This window comes from Paracoccus sp. PARArs4 (genome assembly GCF_947311865.1).
GTDB classification, from domain to species: Bacteria; Pseudomonadota; Alphaproteobacteria; order Rhodobacterales; family Rhodobacteraceae; genus Paracoccus; species Paracoccus zeaxanthinifaciens.
The window spans coordinates 45492-63008 of record NZ_CAMZMW010000010.1; the positions used below are offsets into that span (position 1 = coordinate 45492).

Consider the following 17517-nt stretch of genomic DNA (forward strand, 5'->3'; position numbering starts at 1 on the left):
GAAGAAGGCCCGGCGCGGATATCCGCGCCGGGCCTTTTGTTGTCAGGATCCGCGCATCACGCCTTGAAGGGCGGGCGCACCTTCAGTTCCAGGTAATCCTCGAGACCGAAGCGACCACCCTCGCGGCCGATGCCCGAATGCTTGAAGCCGCCGAAGGGCGAGCCGTAATCGGCATCGGCACCGTTGATATGGATGCCGCCCGCGCGCAGGCGGCGTGCGACACGCGTCGCCCGCGCCTCGTCCCCCGTCTGCAAATAGGCTGCCAGCCCGTATTCGGTGTCGTTGGCCATCGCGATTCCCTGATCCTCGTCGTCGAAGGGGGTCATCACCAGAACCGGGCCGAAGATCTCCTGCGACCAGATCGCCATGTCGGGCGTCACGTCGGCAAAGATCGTCGGGCGCACGAACCAGCCCTCGCGCAGCGCCTCGGGCAGGCCCTCGGGACGGCCGGGGCCGCCGGCCAGCAGGCGGGCGCCTTCGTCGATGCCCTTTTGGATCATCGCCTGCACGCGGTCGTATTGCAGCCCGTCGAACAGCGGACCGATATGATCGCCCGGTTCCAGCGGGTCGCCGACCTGCTGTTCCTCGGCGGCCTTACGGGCGATCTCGACCGCGCGGTCATAGACGCCGCGTTCGACCAGCATGCGGGTCGGCGCGTCGCAGGACTGGCCGGTATTGTAGAAGCAGGTCTGCACGCCTTCGCGCACGCGGGTTTCCAGGTCGCAATCCGCGAAGACCAGGTTCGGGGACTTGCCGCCCAGTTCCAGCGTCACGCGCTTGATCGTGTCGGCGCTGTCGCGCGACACGGCGCTGCCCGCGCGGGTCGAGCCGGTGAAGGACATCATCGCGATGTCGGGATGGCGCGACATCGCGGCCCCTACGGTCGGCCCGTCGCCGTGGACTAGGTTGAAGACGCCCGCGGGATAGCCCGCCTCCTCGACGATCTCGGCATAGATCTGCGCCGAAAGGGGGGTGTGCTCGGACGGCTTCAGCACGCAGGTCGAACCGGTGGCGAGGGCCGGCACGACCTTCAGCGCGATCTGGTTGATGGGCCAGTTCCAGGGCGTGATCAGGCCGCAGACGCCGATCGGCTCCCTCGACAGGATGTCGCCGTTGGGCAGGGTCTCTTCCTCGTCCAGCGCCTCGAGCGCGGCGATGAAGGCGTTCAGGTGCCCGAGGCCGCTATCGGCCTGCACGTCGCGGGACATGGTGATGGGGGCGCCCATCTCGGTGGTGATCGCATGGGCCAGGTCGTCCATGCGCCTTTCGGTGATGCGGGCCATGCGGCGCAGCAGTTCCAGCCTTTCGGCCTTGGTGGTGATCGAGAAGCTGTCGAACGCCTTGCGCGCGGCGGCGACGGCGCGGTCCACGTCGGAGGCATCGCCCAGTGTCAGCGTGCCGATGCGCGAATTGTCGCGGGGCGTCAGGATCGGCATGGTGCGGGTGCCCTGCGGGGCGACCCATTCACCGCCGATGAAGAACGTGTCGATATCGGTCATCATGGTCCTCCTAGTGGGTCACATGCGTTTCGGTCATGCCAAGGTGCAGATCGGTGCCGGTCCAGGGGTTCGCGGCGATCGCCTCGTCGTCCAGTTCCAGCCCTAGCCCCGGCGCGGTCGAGGGGATGACATAGCCGTCCTCCCACTCGATCCGGCCCTTCACGCCCGACATGTAGGGGCCGTCGAAGGTTCCGATGCTTTCGAGGATCAGGAAGTTCGGCGAACAGGCCGCCAGCTGGATGTTCGCCGCCGCCACGACAGGCCCGCAATAGAGATGCGGCGCGATCTGCGCCTGCCGCGTCTCGGCCATGCCGGCGATCTTCTTGGCCTCGAGCAGGCCGCCCACGCGGCCCAGGTTCATCTGCAGGATCGAGGCGGCACCGGCTTCGAGCACGCGGGCGAACTCGTATTTCGTGCACAGCCTCTCGCCCGCGGCGACGGGGATCGAGGTGAAGGTCGCGACCGCCGCCATGTCGGCGGGGCTTTCGGGCGGCATCGGTTCCTCGAACCACAGGGGGTCGTAGGGTTCCAGCGCGCGGGCCATCCGCTTGGCCCCCGAGACGGTGAACTGCCCGTGGGTGCCGAACAGCAGGTCGGCGCGGTCGCCCACGGCGCGGCGGATCTCGCGGCAGAAGGCGACGCTGCGGGTGATGTCCTCGCGCCGGGGCTGGTGGCCGTCGAAGATGCTGTAGGGACCGGCGGGGTCGAATTTCAGCGCGTTGAAGCCCTGATCGACCATCTTCGCGGCGACCTCGGCGGCCATCTCGGCGTCGTTGTAGACGTTCGGCGCGTCGGGGTCGGGATAGACATCCCCATCCGCCGGATAGATATAGCTGTAGCTGCGCAGCCGGTCATGGACCCGCCCGCCCAGAAGCGCATGGACCGGCTTGTCGGCGGCCTTGCCGAGGATGTCCCAGCACGCCATCTCAAGGCCGCTGAACACGCCCATAACGCTGACATCGGGGCGGTGGGTGAAGCCCGCCCCGTAGGCGCGGCGGAACAGCAGCTCGATATTGGCGGGGTCGGTGCCCGCGAACTGCCGGTCGAACATGTCCCGCGCCATCGCGCAGCAGATGTCGGGGCCGAAGGTGGCGTTGTAGATCTCGCCCACGCCGGTGATGCCGCATTCGGTCGTCAGTCGGACGAAGATGAAATATCGGCCCCCGTGGCGGGGGGGCGGGTTGCCCATCACGAAGGTTTCCAGCTTCTCAAGGCGCATTGCGTCCCCTTTCGTCGGTGTCGTTCGTCATCGCGCGTCCTGCAGGATCATTCCCGCCGCGCGCATCGCCAGCATCATGACCGGCGCGTTGGTGTTCCCCGAGGTGATGTTCGGAAAGCTCGAGGCATCGACGACGCGCAATCCGTCGATGCCGTGAACCCGCAGCCGCGCGTCGATCACCGAACCGGCGGGATCGTGGCCCATCCGGCAGGTGCAGCTGGGATGATAGACCGTCGTGGCCCTCTCGCGGAAATCCTGCAGCAGCGCGGCGTCGTCCATGGCGTGCAGGTCGGCGCATTTCGGCGCACGCGTCACGTCGCGCAGCGCGGGCACGCGGGACAGGTCGCGTGCAAGGCGGCTGGCGGCGACGGCCGCCGCGCGGTCCTCTGCGGTGCCAAGCGACGCGGGGCGGATGGCGGGTGCGGCCCCCGGATCGCCCGAGGTGATGCGCACCTGCCCGCGGCTGGTCGGGCGGCAGAACTGCCCCGACAGGATGAAGCCGCCGTCGCGATCCATCTCCACCTGGCCGTCCGTCGTCAGCGAATAGGATGCGGGATTGCAGAACAGCTGCATGTCGGGATGCGCCAGCCCGTCCCTGGACCGCACAAAGCCGCCGACCTGGTTGACCGGAACCGACAGCGGCCCGTTCCGCGTCAGCAGGTATCGCGCCCCCGCCGCCAGCCGCCCCCGCCGCCGGCCCAGCATCGCGTTCAGCGTCGGCACCGTGGCGTGGAACTGGTGGGTGATCGCCAGGTGGTCCTGCAACCCCTCGCCCACCTGCGGCAGGTCGATCACAGGCGTCACCCCAAGCGTTTGCAGATAGGCCGCAGGCCCGATGCCCGACAGCTGCAGGATCTGCGGCGAATTGATCGCGCCCGCCGACAGGATCACCTCTTGCCCGGCAAGGGCGTGGTGCGTGTGGCCGCGCCGCGACCATGTCAGGCCGGTCACGCGCCGACCGTCCATCCGCAGGCCGGTGACATGGGCGTCGGTCTCGATCCGCAGGTTGGGACGGCGCAGGGCAGGGCGCAGGAAGGCGTCGGCCGCCGACCAGCGCCGACCGCGCCAGACGGTGCTGCGATAATGGCCGACGCCCTCGGCCCGGTTCATGTCGGGGCTGAGCGGATGACCCGCCTGCCGCGCCGCGTCCAGAAAGCGGGCCGAGAACGGGTGCATCCGGTCGGACAGGTCGGCCACGCGGACCGGCCCGCCGCCCGCATCCTCGATCGCGTCATAGGTCTGCCGGACCGCGTCCCAGTCCCAGCCTGTCGCGCCCGTCGCCGCCCAATCGTCGAAATCATGCGGCAGCCCCCGCACATAGGCCATCGCGTTGATCGAGCTGCTGCCCCCCACGACCCGCCCGCGCGGCCAATAGGTGCTGCGCCCGGCCAGCCCCTCGTCCGCATCGGTGCGATAGCCCCAGTTCAGCGCGGGATTGGCATAGTTCACGGCATAGCCGATCGGCACCTTGATCCAGAAGCGCGCATCGCTGCCCCCGGCCTCGAGCAGCAGGACCTTGTGGTGCCCGCAGCGCGTCAGCTGCTCGGCCAGCACGCAGCCGGCCGAACCCGCGCCGACGATGATGTAATCATATGCAGTCCCGGTCATCGCCCCCTGCCTTGCGGTCCCGAATTCCGCGCCAGCAAGCCAGAGCGGTGCCTGCAATGCAAACAATGCCTTTGACCGCTGAGGCATTGTTTGCGTTTGCCCATCGCCTGCGTCAGGATGGCCGCCGACTGCAGGAACGGACCTCGCCCATGCGCAAGCTGCCCCATGTCACATGGCTCCGAGCCTTCGAAGCCGCCGCGCGCCATGCCTCGTTCAGCGCCGCCGCGGACGAGCTGGGCCTGACCGCCGCCGCCGTCAGCCAGCAGATCCGCCTGCTGGAAGGGCATCTGGGGATCCAGCTGTTCCGCAGGCTGGCGCGCGGGGTCGAGCTGACGGATATGGGCCAGGCCTATGCCGTGCCCGTGCGCAAATCCTTTGCCGAGATGCAGGTCGCGACCGACGGGCTGTTCAGCGACCGGCGCAGTTCGGTGATCCGGGTGCGGTCCTCGATCTCCTATGCGGCGCTGGTGCTGGCGCGTCGGCTGGCCGCGTTCCGCAACGAACATCCGGGGATCGAGATCGAGCTGTCGACCGCCGTCTGGGCCGACCGCATGAACGGCGCTAGCATCGATCTGGACATCCGCTATGGCGCGGGCGACTGGCCCGAGCAGAACATCCATCCGCTGAAGACCGCGCCGGCGACCGTGGTCTGTCACCCGGACTATGCCCCCGCGATCCCGGACCTGAACGCGCTGGCCCGCGCCGATATCGTCCAGATCGTCGGCTGCGAGACGGACTGGGACCGGCTGTTCCTGCAAGAGGGCATGCCCCTGCCGCGCCCCGTGCATTGGATGCGGGCGGATTCGTCGCTGCTGGCGCTGCAGATGCTGTCGGCGGGCCACGGCTGTGCGATCGTCAGCCGCAGCTTCGCCTTCGACGCCTTCGAGGCGGGCACCCTTGTCGCGCCCCTGCCGGTCGAGGTCCCGATGTCCCAGAGCTTCTACGTCGTCGAGCAGGACGACCTCGGCCCGCGCGAGGACGTGGCGATCTTCGTGGACTGGCTACGCGGGCTGAGCTTCTAGCCGCCTGCCAGCCGCGCCAGATAGGCCGCCGCGTCGCGGGCGTCGGTGTCGCAATTGCGGATCAGCCAGTCGAAATGGTCGATCAGGGCGCCGACGCGCTGGCGTTCCCTCAGCGACAGGTAGAACTGCCCGACATAGATGATCCCCAGCCCGTTTCCGAAGACCGTCACCGGTGCGCTGAAGGCGCGGCGCTTGTCGAACAGGAACAGGCGCAGGCGCGGGAACAGCGCCTCGCATCGGCTGGCCATGAAGCGCAGCTGGTCGCGGCGGATATCGGCGGGCAGATCGGCATAATAGCCTTCGCCCGAGGCAAGCGACTGCAGTTCCTGCAGGGGCATCGCGATCTCGTAATCGGCCTCTCCGGTGCGGACCCAGTCGTGATAGGCGCGTGCGGTGCCGATGATCTGCGCGATCGTGGCGGGCGGGCAGGCGGCGTATTCCCATTCCAGCAGGGCGGGGGTCTTCAGCATCTCGGGCAGGGTGGCGGGGACGTGGCGGATCTTGCTGCCGATGGCGGATTGGTGCCACTCGATGATCTGGCGGTCGGCCTCGTCGCGTTCGGCGGGGCTGAGCCCCATGGCCGAGGCCAGGATGTCGCCCGCGGGTTCGGGACGGTTCGTCAGCCCCAGCAGCCAATCGAGGCTGACGCCCAGATGCTCCGCCATGTCCGCCGCAAGCTGCGCGTTGGGAAGGCGCGGATGATCGCCCTTGAGAAGCTGCCCGACGGTCGAACGATCGACCCCGGCCGCGCGGGCAAGCGCGCTTTTGCTGGTCGCGCTGTCGGCCATGGCCTGTTCCAGCCGCGCGCGGAAGATCTGATGCCTGTCTCTGGTTGCCATTCCGCTACAATGCAGTCTTTGCGCAACAACGCAAACAATCCGCAGCGAATTATCGGAATTTTCGGCGCCTCCCCCGGCGATTAGGGATCGTGACAGGTCAGGAAAGGGAAACGCATGGAAAGCAGGGCGCGGATCGCGATCAAGGCACTGACATGGCAGCTTCTGGGGCTGGTCGTGATGCTGGGCATCGGGCTTGCCTTTACCGGATCGCTCAGCGCGGGGGGCGGGATCGCGCTCGTCAGCGGGGTCACGGGATACCTGTGCTACTTCCTGCACGAGATGGCCTGGGAACGGATCGGCTGGGGTCGCAAGCCGCGCTGAGCGGCCTTCGGGTTCCCCCATGCGCGGATGCGTCGCGGCACGGCGAAATGGCCATACAAAACCGTTCCGTTCACCCGTTCTCGCATTCAATCACAGGAATGCGAGCAATGAAACGATCCCCCCGGGTCATGCGTAGTGCACCCCTGAACGCAATGACGAAACAGGAGACATACCATGGCTATCCGTAAACTGACCGCCGTCGCAGCCCTTTCGGCCCTGACCGCATTCCCGGCCTTCGCCACCGTCCAGGGCGGCAACGGCCCCAGCTTCAACGACGAGCAGCCGGTCCAGGAACTGTCGACCCGCCAGGTCCGCGCAGGTGACGTCCTGCAGGAAAAGGATCTGCACCGCCGCGACCTGAACGCAGACGACCTGATCACGCTGAGCGAGTTCCCCGAAGGCGGTCCCGTCGACTTCTCGAGCGCGAATAACGGCTGATCGACGCCCCTTCGTCGACAATTTGCCGACGTCAAAAGAAAACCCCGCCGGTTCGCCGACGGGGTTTTCCGTTTTTATGGCGCCGTCGTCAGGCGCGGTATTCGTTCTGCTGGCGGCTGGCCAGGCTGACGATGACAATGGCCGCGAAGGCCGCGACGAAGCCCGGGATGATCTCGTAGATCCCGGCACCGCCCATGAAGGACTTGTTCCAGCCAAGCGCGATCCAGGCGATCACCACGGCAGCGCCGGTCACCAGGCCCGCGACCGCACCCGATCCGGTCATGCGCGACCAGGTCAGCGACAGCAGGATCAGCGGACCGAAGGCCGCGCCGAAGCCAGCCCATGCATTGGACACCAGGCCCAGCACCTGGCTGTCGGGATCGCCCGCGATCAGGGCGGCCACGACGCCGACCAGCGCGACGGCGATGCGGCCCATGTTCACGACCTCGCGCTCGGACGCGTCCTTGCGCAGGAACAGGCGATAGAAATCCTCGGCCAGGGACGAGGACGACACCAGCAGCTGGCTGGAGACGGTGGACATCACCGCCGCCAGCAGCGCGGCGAACAGGAAGCCGGTCACCAGCGGGTGGAACAGCAGGTCGGACAGGATGATGAAGATCGTCTCGGCATCCTCGACGGCCAGGTCGTTGCGCACCGCATAGGCGCGGCCCAGGATGCCGACGCCCACCGCACCCAGCAGCGAGATGCCCATCCAGGCCATGCCGATATTGCGCGCGGTCGCAACCTCGCGGACGCTGCGGACGGCCATGAAGCGCACGATGATGTGCGGCTGCCCGAAATAGCCCAAGCCCCAGGTCACCGCCGACAGGAAGCCCACGAAGGTCAGCCCGTTGGTCAGCGACAGATAGTTCGGGTCGACGGTCGAGACGGTCTCGGCCGCCTGCGCGAAGCCGTCGCCCTTGCCCAGCCACAGGATCATGGCGGGCATGATGACCAGCGCGATCATCATGATGCAGCCCTGCACGAAGTCGGTCAGGCTGACGGCAAGGAAGCCGCCGATCATCGTATAGGCCAGCACGACAAGCAGCGTCACCCAGACGCCCGTCATGTAACCGCCGTCGAAGGCGCTGGCGAACAGCTTGCCCCCGGCGACCAGACCCGACGCGGTATAGACCGCGAAGAACACCACGATGATCACCGCCGACACCACGCGCAGCGCCTTGGCCTTGGTGGGAAAGCGGTTCGCCAGGAAGGACGGGATGGTCAGCGCGTTGTCGTAACGTTCGGTCTGTTCGCGAAGTCGCGGGGCCACTACGAGCCAGTTGACGAATGCGCCGACGAAGAGGCCGATCCCGATCCAGGCCTCGACCAGGCCCGTGGCATAGAGCGCGCCGGGCAGGCCCAGCAGCAGCCAGCCGCTCATGTCGGATGCGCCGGCCGACAGCGCCGCGACGGCGGGCGGCAGGTTGCGACCGCCCAGCAGGTATTCCTCGCTGCTGGCGGTGGATTTGCGATAGGCATAGAAGCCGATGCCGAGCATCAGCAAGAAATAGGCAGCAAGGCTGACCCAGACGCCTGTTTCCATGATGCGCCTCCCTTCATTGAGTTTGAGGCGCGGAACCGCGATCCCGCCCCCTCGATTTGCACCTTATGTAACAAAGCCGTGTTCGATGCAAAGGCGGGGTGGGATCGTGGGGTCCTGGTCAGTCTGCCCCGCGCACCTCGAAGGGGGCGTCGGGATCGGGGCGGATCATCTTCTGGACGGCCCAGACCGCGACGCCGCCGCCGATGCCGATCAGGTCGGTCAGCAGCCCGCCCTCGATCATGAACAGCGCGAAGATGCCAAGGACCAGGCGCAGCCACCAGACCATGCGCCCGCCCATGAACCATCCCTGCACCGCCGCCGACAGCAGGAACACGCCCACGATCGCGGTCGCACCCGCGCGGATGATCTCCAGCCAGGTGCCATCCATCAGCAGGGCCGCGTTGTAGAAGAACATGAAGGGCACGACGAAGGCGGTGATCCCGATCTTGAAGGACGCGACCGAGGTGGCCATCGCATTCGCCCCCGAAATCCCCGCCGCCGCATAGCTGGCAAGCGCCACGGGCGGGGTGATCGCGCTGACGACCGCGAAGTAGAAGACAAAGAAATGCGCAGTCAGCGGCGGGATGCCCAGGTTCGTCAGGCCGGGGGCCACGACGCTGGCGGCGACCGCATAGGCCGCCGTGGTCGGCATCCCCATTCCCAGAAGGATGGCGATGAACATGGCGAAGAACAGCGCCAGCAGCTCGGACGCGCCCGCGATGCCCAGCAGAAGCGACGAAAACCGCGCCCCCACCCCGGTCAGTGCGATGACGCCGACGATGATGCCCGCGCAGGCGCAGACGGTGATGATCTGGATCGACATGATACCCGCCAGCTCGAACGCCTTGGCGATGGCGCCGAACCCCATCCGATAGGGCGTCAGCCAGGACACCACCGCGGCCGAGATCGTGGCCAGCGTGCCCGCCCGGATGACCGAATATCCCATGAACAGCGCCGCGATCAGGATCACGATGGGCAGGAACAGGTAGACCTGCCGGGCCATGGCGCGGAATTTCGGCAGCTCATCCTCTCGCATGCCGCGCATGCCCAGCTTCGCGGCCTCGAAATCGACCATGAAGTAGATCGAGACGAAATAGAGGATCGCCGGGATCACCGCAGCCAGCGCGATTTCGGTATAGGGTATGCCTGTGATCTCGGCCATGATGAAGGCGCCTGCGCCCATGATCGGGGGCATGATCTGCCCGCCGGTCGATGCCGCGGCCTCGACCGCGCCGGCGGTGGTCGGGCGATAGCCGACCTTCTTCATCAGCGGGATTGTCAGCGATCCGGTCGCCACGACATTGCCCGCCGAGGTGCCGTTGATCATGCCCATCAGGCCCGACGCGAAGATCGCGACCTTGGCGGGCCCGCCACGCGACCGGCCCGCCGCGGCAAAGGCGAAGTTCACGAAGTAGTCGCCCACCTTCGACGCCGACAGGAAGGCCGCGAAGATGATGAACAGGATGATATAGGTCGAGCTGACCGCCGTGGTCGGCCCCAGGATCCCCGCATCGGTGTAGACTTGGCTGAAGAACCGCTCCCACGAGATCGCGGGCGAGTTGAGGAAGCCCGGCATGTACTGCCCGGTGAACACATAGGCCAGGAACACGGCCGAGATGATGACCAGCGCCATCCCCGCCACGCGGCGCGTCAGTTCAAGGATCAGCGCCGTCCCCGCCACCGCCGCCAGAGAGATGCCGATGGGCGCGAAGGGCGTGCCCGTCGAATTGCGCATCAGCGTGCCATAGATGGTGATCAGGTAGACCGCGACCGCACAGGCGCAGATGCCCAGCACGATATCGGGGGCCGAGAACCCGTCGCGACGGCGCAGGTCCATCCAGCCCAGCACAGTCCCGCCTGCCGTTGCGATCAGCAGGGGCACGCCGAACCACCAGATCTCGCGGTTGCGGATGCCTTCGTCCATGCCGTTCCACATGGTCCCGCCCGCGATGTCGAGCGCGAAGGACACCGCCGTCGCAAGCGAGATCAGCGCCAGCACGCCGAAGGCGGCCGAGGGCAGGCGGATCGCGCGGCTCTCGTCCTCGTCCTCGGCGGGGAAGCGGCGGGCGGCGAACAGCACGAAGCCCAGGAAAAGCGCGCCCGCGACGTGGATGATGCGGAAATTCCACGTCTCCATCGGGAAGGTCGGCAGGAAGGACAGGTTGATGCCCGTCCAGTCGCGGATCGACACGCCATTCAGCGCGATCATGTGGAAGGCGGCGTAAAGTGCTGCGAACCACGTCACGACCGTCAGCCGCCATCCGGCAAAGGCGCGGCGGTTGGCCTCGACGGGTTCGTCGTCCACGCCCTCGGCGATGACGCCGCCGCCTTCGGGCAGGGCGCTGGCCTGCATTTCGGGCGTTTCACGCCCCGTTTCGTGGTCCTGTTCCGGCATCCGTTCCATCCCGCGGCGCTTGGCCGTCCGTCGCTTGGGTCGTGAAACGGGCCGTCGGCTGTCGCCGCGGCCCGCCTGTTGTCGTCAGGATTTCAGCCGGACCTTATTCGGCGGAATGGACCATGTCGTCCGGGATCTCGGCGCCGGCATTCTCGCGGAACCAGCGGGCGGCGCCCGGGTGCCATTTCATGACAGTGTTCTTCTCCCAGTTCTCGGGCAGGGTCTCGCGGGCCGAGCCGTGGATGTTCTTCATGCGGTCATTGTCCGACATGACGATGTCGGTCGCGGCATGGACGAAGCTTTCGGGCAGGTCGCAGCTGGCGATGGCGAAGTTCCACATGGCCACCGACTGCATGTCGCGATCCAGCGTGGAATAGGTGTCGGCGGGGATGCCGAACTCGGCCACCGGGAATTCCTCGATGATCTTGGCCTCTTCCTCGTCGGTGAAGTCGATGAAGTTCACTTCGGCCTGGACCTCGATCTGGCTGATGGCGGGGGTCGGGATGCCGACCGCGAAGGCCACCGCGTCCAGCAGCCCGTCCTGCAGCTGACCGCCAAGATCGTCCCAGCCGCCGTTGCGGCGTTCGAAGTTCACCCCGAGCGATTCCAGCATGGCAGGGAAATACGTGTCCGAGGTCGAGCCCGCGGGACCGAAGCCGATGCGCGCGCCGTCCGGGATCGATTCGACAGACGTGATCCCCGAAGAGGCCAGCGCCGCCATCGAGAAGGGCGTCTGGTACATCGGGAACATCGCGCAGGCATTGGTCATCTGCAGGCCGGGCGCGATCGGGTTCGTGCCTTCCAGCGATTCACGCGCGGGGCCCATGGTGGTCATGCCGAAGGCCGCGTCGCCCGTATGGACCAGCGCCATGTTCTGCATCGGGCCGCCGGTCACCTCGCCGCCGCCGGAGATGCCCAGCTCCTCGCCCACGAGGTTCGCCCAGCCCGAGCCATAGACGAAATAGGTCCCGCCCTGCGAGGCGGTGCCGACCGTGAAGCTCTCGGGCCAGTCGGTCCGGTCCAGATCGGCATATTTCTCGTTCTGCGCGGATGCGCCGGTGGCCGCGAGCATCAGCACGGCGACAAGTGCGGTGGTGTTCTTCATGGTCATCCTCCCCGTGGGCATGGCTTGAATGCTGCCCTTGGGCGCAAGGAAACGACATGCGCGACAGGATTTCCACAGTTTTTTTTCGTGTTCCGGCAGGTTTGCAGCAAATGCAGTGCCGGAACGCCGCGTCGGATCAGTCCAGCGGAAGGGGCGGGGTCGGGCCGGAATGTTCCAGGTGCCACACCGCCGACCAATCGGCGCCGTGCCTGTCCAGCACCAGGAAGTTCCGCTCGGCGGCATAGCGGTGGCGCTGGCCGGGCAGGGTGCGGATCGCGATGGGATGGCGCGGCAGGGGATCCTCGCCCAGCCAGGACAGCATTCCCAGGAAACGCGCCCATGCCTTGGGCGGGGCGCGATGCGAGATCCCCGAGGCGACCAGCTGATGCATCGCGTGACCGTCCGACAGCCGCATGACCGCGCGGGTCGCCAGGTGGATCTCGCCCGAGAGGGTGGTGAGGCGGTGGCCGGGGGCCTCGGCCATGTCGCGGACCAGCCCCAGCATGCGCCGCCATTCGTCGCGATGCGCGCGGCTCTGCCATTGGTCGCGCAGGTCGTCCTCGTATTTCTGCATGCTTGGGATGGCCAGCATGACGGTCTCCAGGATCGACATGCGCGGACCCAGCAGGGGCACGCTCGACATCAGCATCGTGTGCCCGCCCGTCGTTGCCCGGGCCTGATCCTGCATCATGGACCACCCGCCCGGACCCATGATCCGGCGGCGCGTGCGTTCGCCGCGCAGGTCCGGTGCCAGGATTCGCAGGTCGCCCGCGGCGACCGACCAGCCCAGATGCGCGCCCGCCGGATCGGCAAAGCGCGCGGGCAGGTCGCCCTCGGTCGTGGCGTGCTGGAACAGCAGGAACGCCTCTCGGGCGGCATGGAACAGGGTCTGCCCGATGTCCGAGCGGGTGCGTTCGGTCCGCAGCGAGCCCCAGCCATCGCAGATGTCGTGGTCGTCCCATTGCATCAACGAGGGCACGCGCGCCGACAGCCATGCCAGTTCCGGCGCGGCATAGAGCGCGGCATAGCGGTCGAAGAACCGTTCGCGCAGATGGCGGTGCAGATCGGCCAGCTGTTCTGCGGTGGGATCGGCGGGCAGGCGGTCGGGCCAGTCCTCGGTCAGCGGATGGCCCTGCGTGACCTCGTCGGCATAGACCTGATCGCCCCCGTGCAGCATCAGCGCGAAGGGCACGCGGCGATGTTCGTCGCGCAGGCGCGACCACATCACGTTGCGCTCGGACCCCTCGCGGTCCATGTCGCCGACCTCTTCACCGTTGCAGGACACATAGGCCAGGCGCAGGTCGCCGGTCATGTCGCCCGCGACCTCGTATTCCCGACCGCCCCAGCCATAGCTGGACGCGCGATCCGCAGGCAGGGCGAAGCGCGCGCGCCAGACCGAGGCGCGGTCGAAATCTGCGATACGCTCGGGCTGGGCCGTCCCTTCGGCCAGGGTCAGCGGGCCGGGGACATCGCCTGCGGGCATGATGAACATGGCCGCCAGCCGCATCTGTGACCCCGAGATGTCATCGAGCAGCAGGATCGGACCGACGGGCTGGAAGGGATCGTTTGCCATTCCCGTGGGTTACGATGCCCGCACGGTCCCCGCAATTCGCAAATGGGGCCGTCGCGGCGACGTGATCCCCTAGCGCAGGGTCAGCCCGCCGATCGCGGCGCGGATGCGGCTGTCGGTGTCGTCGCTGTCGCCCGACACGGCCAGCCCGACCAGCGCACCCTTGCTGCCCCCGAAGGCGCGCGCGTAATCGCCCGCCAGGTCGACATTCTCGGAATGCGAACCGGTGCCAGCCTGGCGCAGCGGGATCGTCACGCCCTGTCCGCGCGGCCCGTAGGGTGACGGCAGCACCTGCCCCCGACCGTGATTGCCGCCCCAGGCGTATTGGATGATCCGCACCTCGGAATTGCCCAGCAGGCTGCGGATGTTCGCGTTCGCCAGTCCGGGCGCCGAGGCTTCGGGCACGAAGACGAAATAGATCGACAGGTTCCGGTCGTCACCGCCCTTGCGCGACAGGTCGGTCGCGGGCACGGATTCCTCGACCGTCCAGTTCCAGGATGCGGCATCCGCGCCCCAGTCGCCCTGTCCGACCCGCGTCCACGCGATCGAGACCGACCCCTCGGACTGCATCGAAAGGCTGGACCCGAAGCGATAGTCGTTCGTGCTGAACAGCGACAGGCGCTGTTCCTGCCAACCGCTGGCAAAGCTGATCGGCCCGGCCATGGCCGCGCCGCCAAGCGCCATGAAGGTGGCTGCCGTGATCGCAAGACGCATCGGAATTCTCCTTGTGGTAACCGTGCTTCGGGGCCGATACGTGCGCGGGGGGCGGAACGTGACAGCCGCTCACGCGGATGTGAGCGGTCAGACCTCGACCACCTTGCCGGGGTTCATGATGTTCAGGGGGTCGATGCTGCGCTTGATCTGGGCCATCAGGTCCCAACCCTCGCCGTGTTCGGCACGCATATAGGCGGTCTTGCCGGACCCCACGCCATGTTCGCCCGTCACCGTCCCGCCCAGTTCCAGCGCGATCATGTTCACCGCACCCGCAAGCGTTTTTGCGCGCGCCATGTCGTCGGGATCGTCGGGGTCGATCAGGATCGCAAGGTGGAAATTCCCGTCGCCCACATGCCCCACCAGCGGCGCGACCAGCCCGGATTCCGCGATCAGCACCTTGGTCCGCGCGATGCATTCCGCCAGCGCCGAGATGGGCACGCAGCAATCGGTCAGCACCGCCGAACAACCGGGCCGCAGCGCCTTGGCCGCGAAATAGGCGTTGTGCCGCGCCTCCCACAGGCGGGTGCGGTCCTCGGTCCGGCTGGCGCTGCGGAAACCGCTGACGCCGAATTCGCCCGCGATGTCGCCGAAGGTCGCGACCTGTTCCTCGACCCCGGCCTCGGTCCCGTGGAATTCGAGGAACAGGTGCGGCTTCTCGGGCAGGTCCAGGTCGGGGTTGAAGATGTTCATGCCGCGCATCTGCATCTCGTCCAGCAGCTCGATCCGGGCCATGGGCAGGCCGCTCTGGATGGCGAGGATGACGGTATCGACCGCGTCCTCGACCGTGTCGAAGGCGCAGGTGGCGGCCATGATGCGTTCGGGCGATCCGTGCAGCCGGACCGTCAGTTCGGTGATGATCCCGAGCGTCCCTTCCGAGCCGACGAACAGATGCGTCAGGTCGTACCCCGCCGAGGATTTGCGCGCGCGGCTGCCCGTCCGGATCACGCGCCCGTCGGCCAGCACGACCGTCAGTGCCATCACGTTTTCCCGCATCGTGCCATAGCGCACGGCATTCGTCCCCGAGGCCCGCGTCGCCGCCATGCCGCCGATCGTGGCGTCGGCGCCGGGATCGACGGTGAACATCAGCCCCGTGGCGCGCAGTTCGGCGTTCAGCTGCGTCCGTGTCACACCCGGCTGCACCACCGCGTCCAGATCGCGGTCGTTGACGGCCAGGACGCGGTTCATGCGGCTGGTATCGACGCTGATCCCGCCCTTCAGCGGCACGACATGCCCCTCCAGCGACGAGCCGATGCCGAAGGGCACGACCGGGCAGCGATGCTCCGAACAGATCCGCATGATCGCCGCGACCTCCTCGGTGCTGTCGGGAAATGCCACGGCGTCCGGCAGGTGCGGCGTCGCATAGGCCGCGTCCCGCCCGTGCAGGTCGCGGATGGACGGCCCGGTCGCAAGCCTGTCGCCCAGAAGGTCGCGCAGCCTTGCGATGGCCTTTTCATGGTTCGGTGTCGCGGTGGTCATGCTGCGCTCCTCTGGCCTGTGGGGCCATGTGTGGGATGTCGCGCGACGGGGTGCAAGGCCGGGGTTGTCGCGCTGATCACGCCAGAACCGGCAATGCGCGCAGGCGTTCGGTCGCGAGATCGATGAAGCTGCGGACCTTCGCGGGGGCGCGGCGGCCCTCGGGATGGACCAGGTGGATGGGCAGCGGCTCGGGTTCGTGGTCGGTCAGCACGGCGCATAACCGGCCCGCCTGAAGGTCGGGGCCGACCTGATAGGACAGCACTCGCGTCAGTCCCCAGCCCTGGCGGGCGACCTCGATTGCGGCGGCGACGCTGCTGAGACGCAGGCGCGGCCTCATCCGGATCACCTGCGCGGGGTCCCCGCCGAAGCGCCATTCGACCAGCGGGCTGACGGGGGCCGCCGCGGCGATCCTGTGCCGCGCCAGATCCTCGGGGGTGCGGGGCGTCCCGTGCCGCGCAAGATAGCCGGGCGAGGCGCAGACCACCCGGCGCACGCTGCCCACGCGGATCGCGACCAGCCCCGACGAGGGCAGCGGCCCGATCCTGACCGCGACGTCGAAGCCTTCCTCGACCATGTTCACGACCCGGTCCACCATCACCACATCGGCGGAAACCTCGGGGTGGGTGTCCAGGAATTCGGTCAGGATGGGGGTGACGTAGATGCGCCCGAACTCGTTCGAGCAGGTCAGCCGCAATTCGCCCTTGGGTTTCAGCGCCGCGCCCGAGGCCGCATCATCCGCCGCCTGAAGCTGGGCCAGGACGTGGCGCGCATCCTCGAGATAGGTCTTGCCGACCTCGGTCAGGCGGACGCGGCGGGTGGTGCGGGTGAACAGGCGCGCGCCCAGACGCGTCTCCAGCGCGTTGACGCCGCGCGTGGCGGATGGCGCGCTGATGCCGACGCGCCGCGCGCCCTCGGCAAAGCTCTCGGATTCGGCCACGGCGATGAAGATCTCGAGGGTCTGGAGCCGGTCCATTCATGCCATCCGGTGAAATTATTCCTTTTGCAAAGGGTATATTCATTCGCCCTGCGCGGCAAATTAACTTTGGTGCCGGACGACGCGCCGCCCGGCCCGAAGATCGACAGGGCGGCCATCCCGCTGACGCTGGAACGCCCCGTCACGCAAGGAGAAAGACCGATGACCCCGATCACCCTGTACCGCCACCCGAAATCCGGCCATTGCCACCGGGTCGAACTGATGATGGCCCTGCTGGGCATCCCCTACCGGACCGTCGATCTGGACATGGCGAACGGTGCGCACAAGGCGCCCGATTTCCTGCGGATCAGTCCCTTCGGCCTCGTCCCTGCCATCGACGATGGCGGCTTTACCCTGGCCGACAGCAACGCGATCCTCGTCTATCTGGTGGGCACCCATGCGCCCGATGCGGGCTGGATCCCTGCCGACCCCAAGGATGCTGCCGAGGTGCAGCGCTGGCTGAGCATTGCCGCCGACGACATCTATGCCGGACCCTGCGCCGCGCGTTTGGTCAAGGTCTTCGGCACGGACCACGACCATGCCGCTGCGGTTTCCCGGGCGCACCGGCTGCTGTCGGTGATGGAGGCGCATCTGGCGGGCCGCGACTGGCTGGGCGCGGATCGCGTCACCATCGCGGATGTCGCGGGCTACAGCTATGTCGCCCATGCCCCCGAGGGTGGGGTGGACCTGTCGCCCTATGCCCGGGTCCGCGCGTGGATCGACCGGATCGAGTCCCTGCCGGGCTTTGTCGGCATGGCGCGTTCGCCCATCCCCCAGCTGGCCTGATGTCCC

General features: G+C 67.6%; 15 protein-coding genes. 4 read left to right on the plus strand and 11 right to left on the minus strand.

Going from position 1 to position 17517, the window contains the following annotated elements; all coding sequences use genetic code 11:
* Positions 1–56: 56 nt before the first annotated feature.
* The 3 genes from QMZ16_RS09985 to QMZ16_RS09995 are packed head-to-tail and all read right to left on the minus strand — an operon-like array spanning position 57 to position 4326.
* Positions 57–1499, minus strand: a complete 1443-nt coding sequence (locus QMZ16_RS09985) for an aldehyde dehydrogenase family protein (protein ID WP_282603121.1) — start codon at positions 1497–1499, stop codon at positions 57–59.
* 10 nt (positions 1500–1509) lie between these two features.
* On the minus strand, positions 1510–2718 hold the full coding sequence (locus tag QMZ16_RS09990) for a mandelate racemase/muconate lactonizing enzyme family protein (protein ID WP_282603122.1): 1209 nt from the start codon (positions 2716–2718) through the stop codon (positions 1510–1512).
* A 27-nt stretch (positions 2719–2745) separates the two neighbouring features.
* Positions 2746–4326: a GMC family oxidoreductase N-terminal domain-containing protein gene (locus QMZ16_RS09995; RefSeq protein WP_282603123.1), complete on the minus strand. Its 1581-nt coding sequence runs from the start codon at positions 4324–4326 to the stop codon at positions 2746–2748.
* A 149-nt stretch (positions 4327–4475) separates the two neighbouring features.
* On the opposite strand from QMZ16_RS09995, the gene QMZ16_RS10000 reads away from it, so the two are divergent.
* Positions 4476–5348 (plus strand): LysR substrate-binding domain-containing protein, encoded by an 873-nt coding sequence (locus tag QMZ16_RS10000; protein ID WP_282603124.1) that lies wholly within the window; start codon positions 4476–4478, stop codon positions 5346–5348.
* Here QMZ16_RS10000 and QMZ16_RS10005 read toward each other — a convergent pair.
* A complete protein-coding gene (locus QMZ16_RS10005) occupies positions 5345–6187 on the minus strand; it encodes a helix-turn-helix transcriptional regulator (RefSeq protein ID WP_282603125.1) in 843 nt (280 codons plus the stop codon). The genes QMZ16_RS10000 and QMZ16_RS10005 overlap by 4 nt on opposite strands.
* A gap of 114 nt (positions 6188–6301) precedes the next feature.
* On the opposite strand from QMZ16_RS10005, the gene QMZ16_RS10010 reads away from it, so the two are divergent.
* Complete coding sequence (locus QMZ16_RS10010; protein ID WP_282603126.1) at positions 6302–6508, plus strand: DUF2061 domain-containing protein; 207 nt, start codon at positions 6302–6304, stop codon at positions 6506–6508.
* 174 nt (positions 6509–6682) lie between these two features.
* Complete coding sequence (locus tag QMZ16_RS10015) at positions 6683–6946, plus strand: hypothetical protein (protein WP_022706277.1); 264 nt, start codon at positions 6683–6685, stop codon at positions 6944–6946.
* A gap of 88 nt (positions 6947–7034) precedes the next feature.
* Here QMZ16_RS10015 and putP read toward each other — a convergent pair whose 3' ends face one another.
* The 7 genes from putP to QMZ16_RS10050 form a co-directional block, all read right to left on the minus strand.
* Complete coding sequence (putP, locus tag QMZ16_RS10020; protein ID WP_282603127.1) at positions 7035–8492, minus strand: sodium/proline symporter PutP; 1458 nt, start codon at positions 8490–8492, stop codon at positions 7035–7037.
* Between the two features lie 118 nt (positions 8493–8610).
* Positions 8611–10845 carry a TRAP transporter permease gene (locus QMZ16_RS10025; protein WP_282603203.1) on the minus strand — a complete coding sequence of 745 codons (2235 nt, stop codon included), beginning with the start codon at positions 10843–10845 and terminating at the stop codon, positions 8611–8613.
* A 145-nt stretch (positions 10846–10990) separates the two neighbouring features.
* Positions 10991–11992 (minus strand): TAXI family TRAP transporter solute-binding subunit, encoded by a 1002-nt coding sequence (locus QMZ16_RS10030; protein WP_028725553.1) that lies wholly within the window; start codon positions 11990–11992, stop codon positions 10991–10993.
* A 136-nt stretch (positions 11993–12128) separates the two neighbouring features.
* Positions 12129–13565, minus strand: a complete 1437-nt coding sequence (locus tag QMZ16_RS10035) for an alkaline phosphatase D family protein (protein WP_282603128.1) — start codon at positions 13563–13565, stop codon at positions 12129–12131.
* Positions 13566–13634: 69 nt separating this feature from the next.
* The gene (locus QMZ16_RS10040) at positions 13635–14276 is read right to left on the minus strand and encodes a DUF3047 domain-containing protein (RefSeq protein ID WP_282603129.1); all 642 of its coding nucleotides are present in this window, start codon (positions 14274–14276) and stop codon (positions 13635–13637) included.
* Between the two features lie 87 nt (positions 14277–14363).
* Positions 14364–15752: an FAD-linked oxidase C-terminal domain-containing protein gene (locus QMZ16_RS10045; RefSeq protein ID WP_282603130.1), complete on the minus strand. Its 1389-nt coding sequence runs from the start codon at positions 15750–15752 to the stop codon at positions 14364–14366.
* 76 nt (positions 15753–15828) lie between these two features.
* Complete coding sequence (locus tag QMZ16_RS10050; protein ID WP_282603131.1) at positions 15829–16725, minus strand: LysR family transcriptional regulator; 897 nt, start codon at positions 16723–16725, stop codon at positions 15829–15831.
* Between the two features lie 162 nt (positions 16726–16887).
* Between QMZ16_RS10050 and QMZ16_RS10055 the strand changes: the two genes are divergently transcribed.
* The gene (locus QMZ16_RS10055) at positions 16888–17511 is read left to right on the plus strand and encodes a glutathione S-transferase (protein ID WP_282603132.1); all 624 of its coding nucleotides are present in this window, start codon (positions 16888–16890) and stop codon (positions 17509–17511) included.
* Positions 17512–17517: the final 6 nt, after the last annotated feature.